Consider the following 5239-nt stretch of genomic DNA (forward strand, 5'->3'; position numbering starts at 1 on the left):
TGATCTTCGGTCCGACGCGCCGGACCAACGACAAACCAGCTCGTACCTACAGCGACATCAGAGCCCGTACGCGGACAACGCACGCTGAGCCGAATAGATGCCCGACCTCACGCAGCTCGTTCACGTCGCTCTCAAGGGGCTGCCGTCGCAGCCTGAGGACACTGCAACGCGCGAGGCGAAGAAACGCTACTCCGAGCTGATGTCCGAGGCGTTGGCGCCGGCGTTCGCTGAGGCACTCCGTGCCCGCGGGATGACCGACATTCGCCCTGCCGGACCTGGAGAGGTCGACGCCGGCGGCGGCGGACAGCTGCCGCTTGCCGGAGGCCTCGGCGCGAAGACGATCGATCTGAGCTGGGCCAGCGAACAGTCTGGTCTGATCTTCGCGATGTCGATTAAGGCTATTTCGTTCAAAGACGGCAGGTCAAAGAACTTTCAGAAGAACCTCGCGAACCGCTCGGAAACGATGCTGTTCGAAGCGGTGACCCTACACAAGCGGTTTCCCTTCGCCGTCGTTGTCGGCCTGCTCGTCCTGGACGCTGGCGCGGAGAAGGACGGCACGTCTCGCAGGCGGTCCACCTTCCACAACGCGTGCACTCGCTTGCGACTGTTCACCGGCCGAACAGATCCGGCTGGCCGTGATGAGCAGCTCGAACGCGTGTACATCCTCCTCGTAGACGCAAACCGGTTCAGCCCTGTCGTCCGCTGCTACCGAGCGGACGACTCGGAAACCGAGATTTCACTAGCCGCAGCCGCAGACGAGATTGTCGAGCTCGTGCTGGAGCGAAACCCCGACCTTTACGAAGGCACCGCCAGTGGCGACATCCGCCGACGACGGTGACAGGCCATCCGCATGAAGCCCGACCGAGTCGCGGGACCGGGAGCACGGGTCTTCGCGACGTGGTGGAAGGATTTGGACTTGATGAGCACGCCGACGCCGCTGCTGAGCCTCTGATGGCTACCGCAGCAGACTCTTTCAGTCCTTACGACGGGATCCTGGCCGGACCGGCGTCGCAGCCCTGGGCGCACAGCTACGGCGAGGTTCCACGGTACGAGCCGGACTACGCGATGCTGCACAGAATCCTTCAGATCGCGGTTGCCGAGGGCGAGGTACGACAGAGCGGCGTCTTCGCCAACGGCATCGACGTGTGGATCGCCCACGAGCTCCGACGCGCCGGCTTCGGCGCTGACGAGGTCTGGCCTCGCCCCACCCGGCCCCGGGTCCTTCCTCGCGAGCTCGCGGTACTCCTCGACAGCCTCCCGGCCAAGCAACGCTCCGAACTCGCACCCCGTATCGAACGCATGCCATCCATCGCCCCCGTGGACGCCAACGTCCTCGGACGCGCCTACGACAAGCAGGTCGACGTTGTCATCGCCCGTTGGGATCGAGGCCCCGAACTTCTTATCAGTACAAAAGCGCAGCTGTCCAGTTTCGGGAAGAATCTGCCCAACCGGTTCGAAGAGTCCTACGGCGACGCCGGCAACCTCCGCGGTCGATACCCACTCGCGGCTGTCGGCTACTTCTTTGTCCAACGGTCAACCATCATCACCTCAGAGCCCGCGGCGTTCGAGCGCACAATCGACATGATTCGCAAGCTGCGCGCAGACCGGGACATCAACGGGTACACGGCCACCGCCCTCCTGTTGGTTGACTGGGATACTGCATCCGACGGGACGTTGCAAACACGAATCGCCGTCGATCAAGTACCCGACGACATCGCGCCTCCCCAATTCTTCAACGAGATGATTCAGACGGTTCTCGCAGCTACGCCTGTTACTTTCCATGTGGCGGTCCGCGAAAGTCGCGAGCGGCGCGATATCCCAATTTCGGCCGATGATTCTCCCGTTGAGCGTAAGGGCTCAGGAAAGTAGCAAGGCTGCGCTGTGAGCCCGTGGTCACGGTGGCGTGTCCGGCCATCTCCGCGCCGCAGCCCCAGGCTGGCGAGGCTCGCACGTGTACGGGTAGCTGGTGAGTGGCGGCGACGGTCCGGCGCCCGACGGTGAGCGTGTCGCGGCTGGTCGGGGGGCCAGGACCCAGGAATCGGAAGGTGCGTTCGACTAGGGTGGCGGCGGTCTTGCCGTTCTTGCCGATGACGAGGTCGGCTTCCCAGGGTCCGGGAAGCGCTCGACCCTCGGCCTCGGCCGGCCGGGCGTCGATATAGGGCGTGTCCGTGATCCGCAGGTCTGATGGGGTCTTGCGGTCGCAATTGCGTGCTGTGCGCCCGGAGGGGGGCGAGCAGCTCGCGAGCGAGGGTGGACATCGGGGTGGCGTAATCCACTGCTAGATCGTCTCGTGAGACATCTTGCAAGGCTGACCGGCGGTGTGCTCGATCGACAACCGGCCCGCGATCGAGGCCGGTGACCAGTCACGACGCAGCAGTCAGAGCACGAAACCGCGCAGTCGCGGGAGCGGGTCCACCGCCAGCTGCTTCGGGCGTGCCCGCGAGGTGTCGGCCCGTTCCTGTGCTGCCGTGGCGCGGAACGCTACCTGATCTCCGTGACGACGAACCTCACGCCAGATTGCCGACGGATCACGACCCAACCCCGAGTCGATCTCCTTGTAGGACAACCCCTACGCCCAGGCCGCGGCAGATCTCCGCTTGATCCGACAACATCAATTTCTCACGCACGGGACGTCCTGTCCCGCCGAACTTAGCAAGATCAAGTGCTACGACCGGCTGAACCCCCAACGGACGGGGGCGAGCCGCAGCATGTAGATCTCCTTCGATCACTCGATCGGAATCGACGTTGGGACGTTGAGCAGGGTGGCGATTGGTGTGTAGAGGTCGACGTCCGTCTCCGTCGTCCTTAGCGACACAACGAGCGCGTACCGCACGGGCTGATCGATACGGCTCGGCGTCCCGTTGTTCTTCCACCAACCCCCGACCGGGTAAACGGCCAGTTGGCCGGAGCGCGCCAGCTCGACGCCCGTGGTGTCCCAGATGTCCTGGTGTAGCGAGCCGAGGTTGCGCTGGTTGGGCCCGACGAGCCACGACACCTGGGAGCCAGTCGGCCGACCGCTCTCCTCCTCGTCCCGCCGGTCCCGGTTAACCCGCTGTACGAACTCGTCCTCAGATTCGAGCGGCCCTTGTAGGTCGAAGCGAAGCTGGTGCGAGGGGTATGCGTAGCGCCGTCGCCAGCCCCGCCGCGAGGCAGTCGGCTCGACGAAGTACGAGAGCGTGACGCGCAATGTGACGGGCGCGGCGCCGAGGTCCTGCAGTGCCTCGCGTGGCCAGGGCAGATTGTGCAGCCGGAACGCCGGACACCGGAATTCTTCGCCAACAAACGGGACGAACTCGTCCTGGATGACCAGGGTTACGGCCTGGCTCGTCGAGTAGAGCACACGGTCCTCGGTCGGGACACCCCATCCGTAGCGGCGCAGCATTGTTTGCTGTTCCCGCCGGCCTGCCGTGCGAGCCGCGGTGAGCTGCTGGCGCATGGCTGGGGTCCATTCGGCAGCGTGCACTAGCAAGGCGCGAACCGTCTCAGGCCAGTATTCTGGATAAGCGGCTGTCGTGACCGCGGCGAGCCGCGCCGCTTGGGCGGTCGCGGCGCTGGTGGCATTCGCCGCCGTCACCGCCTTGTCGTTCGCGTGGCCGGTCGTTCGCAGGGCGAGCGCCGGGTGGCAGGTCTCGAACATCGACCCGCCGTCGTGTAGGACGTTGCCGCCCTCCATCACAATATCGGGCTTGATCGGCCACGACCGTCCGAACACCACGGAGGTCCGGCTGCGTGGCGACAGTTCACCCGTCGGGGCGACGGTGCCCCACCCGGCGTAGGTCGGATCAGTCGGCACCGTGTCGAGTTCAGTCAATGCTCCGACGGTCAGGACGTTCCAGGCTTGGGCAGGGTCCTGTGCAGCAGACAGGTCGGAAGTGCCCAGGTGATCGGCGGCGTACTGATCCACGTTCCCAGCGGAGACGATGAATAACCGGCGGGCGTCGGGATCGGGAGGTCCGAGCAGGCTCAGCTCCGTGCCACTTCGCGTGACGCTCGTTCCCACGGCCAATGCGTCGATCGTCGCTGACCACAGGGTCGGCTGCCCGGGCTGATTGGGTGTGTCGCCGGTGGCGGTCACTGGCATGCAGAACACCCGCCGCCGCCCGACGTTGACGGCCTCCGGCAGCGATACCGCCTGCGCCGTCACGTCCCCGTAGGCCACGGGTTGGACAAGCGGTTCCCCTCGTTCTGGGCGGATGCGCACCGATTCGAGACGGTGGGCGAGCGGGACGGTGTGGCTCCCGGCGAGGTGACGGTCGACGTCGCCCAGGAGCGCGAGACCGGCCATCGACGTGCCATGTCCGTGCCGATCGAAACCGCTGTTACCGATCACTGTGTGGAGGTCCTGGGGGCTGAGCGACTCAGTCAGCAGGACATGCGTGCGCGCCACGCCGGTGTCGAGGTGGCAGACAGTCGGCGCAAGGTCGTCGGCCGGCTGTAAGCGTTCGGCGAGATCGTCGACGTACTCCGCCTGCTCGTCCTGCGACAGATCCTCGATCGTGTCAACGAACTCCGGTCGCCGAATCTCCGCGATCGGAACGGCGGTGAAGGGCAGCGCGGTGAGCTGAGTCCACTGCCCCTCGACCCACACCACGTGCCGATCGGGGAAGCGCAGGACCCTCGGAGATACCGCCAGGCCTACGTCTTGGGCATACCGGTGCAACAGCTCGAGTCCGTTGGATGTGGGGCGCAGCCATACTTCCCACCAGGCTCTACCAGCCTGCGGGGGCTCCCCGTCGGACTGCCAAAGATCGTCAAGGACCGTCGAACGGATATGGGCAATGTTGGCGACTAGTTCATTGTTCAACGGCCTGCCGGTCGGCGTCTCACGGTTGCGTCCAGGGACGTGGTGTACGACGTCGTCGCTGATCAACGGCGTGGCGTCGGGATATGAGACGGCCACCGCGTGATCCTTCGAGTGCTTAGAGTTCTCGAGGGAGGAGACGCGATGGCCGCGTCAGACAGTGTGAACGATGTGGCGGGCTGGGTGAACGACCGGCTCGCTGATGCAAGCCCGGATCTGCTCCGGGCGATGATCAAACAGTTCGCCGAGACGCTCATGGCGGCCGAGGCCGACGCGATGTGCGGCGCCGGCTATCGGGAACGCAGCGCCGAGCGGGTCAACTCCCGCAACGGCTACCGGGCCCGGGACTGGGACACCCGCGCCGGCAGCGTGGAGCTGGCGATCCCCAAACTCCGCACCGGTTCCTACTTTCCCGACTGGCTGCTCGAGCGCCGGCGC

General features: G+C 65.5%; 4 protein-coding genes. 3 read left to right on the top strand and 1 reads right to left on the bottom strand.

Annotated elements, in window-relative coordinates; translation table 11 throughout:
• Positions 1–97 precede the first annotated feature (97 nt).
• Both FVA95_RS27325 and FVA95_RS27330 read left to right on the top strand, forming a co-directional pair.
• Positions 98–838, top strand: coding sequence for a hypothetical protein (locus FVA95_RS27325; protein ID WP_205016005.1), 741 nt, complete (start codon positions 98–100; stop codon positions 836–838).
• A gap of 113 nt (positions 839–951) precedes the next feature.
• Positions 952–1869, top strand: coding sequence for a hypothetical protein (locus FVA95_RS27330; protein ID WP_149666687.1), 918 nt, complete (start codon positions 952–954; stop codon positions 1867–1869).
• A gap of 856 nt (positions 1870–2725) precedes the next feature.
• Here FVA95_RS27330 and FVA95_RS27335 read toward each other — a convergent pair.
• Entirely contained in the window at positions 2726–4591 is a 1866-nt protein-coding gene (locus FVA95_RS27335) for a S8 family peptidase (RefSeq protein WP_205016006.1), read from the bottom strand.
• 354 nt (positions 4592–4945) lie between these two features.
• On the opposite strand from FVA95_RS27335, the gene FVA95_RS27340 reads away from it, so the two are divergent.
• The coding region (locus tag FVA95_RS27340; RefSeq protein ID WP_193564365.1) for a transposase at positions 4946–5239 on the top strand (294 nt) is incomplete at its 3' end.

The organism is Pseudonocardia sp. EV170527-09, from assembly GCF_008369905.1.
GTDB lineage: Bacteria > Actinomycetota > Actinomycetes > Mycobacteriales > Pseudonocardiaceae > Pseudonocardia.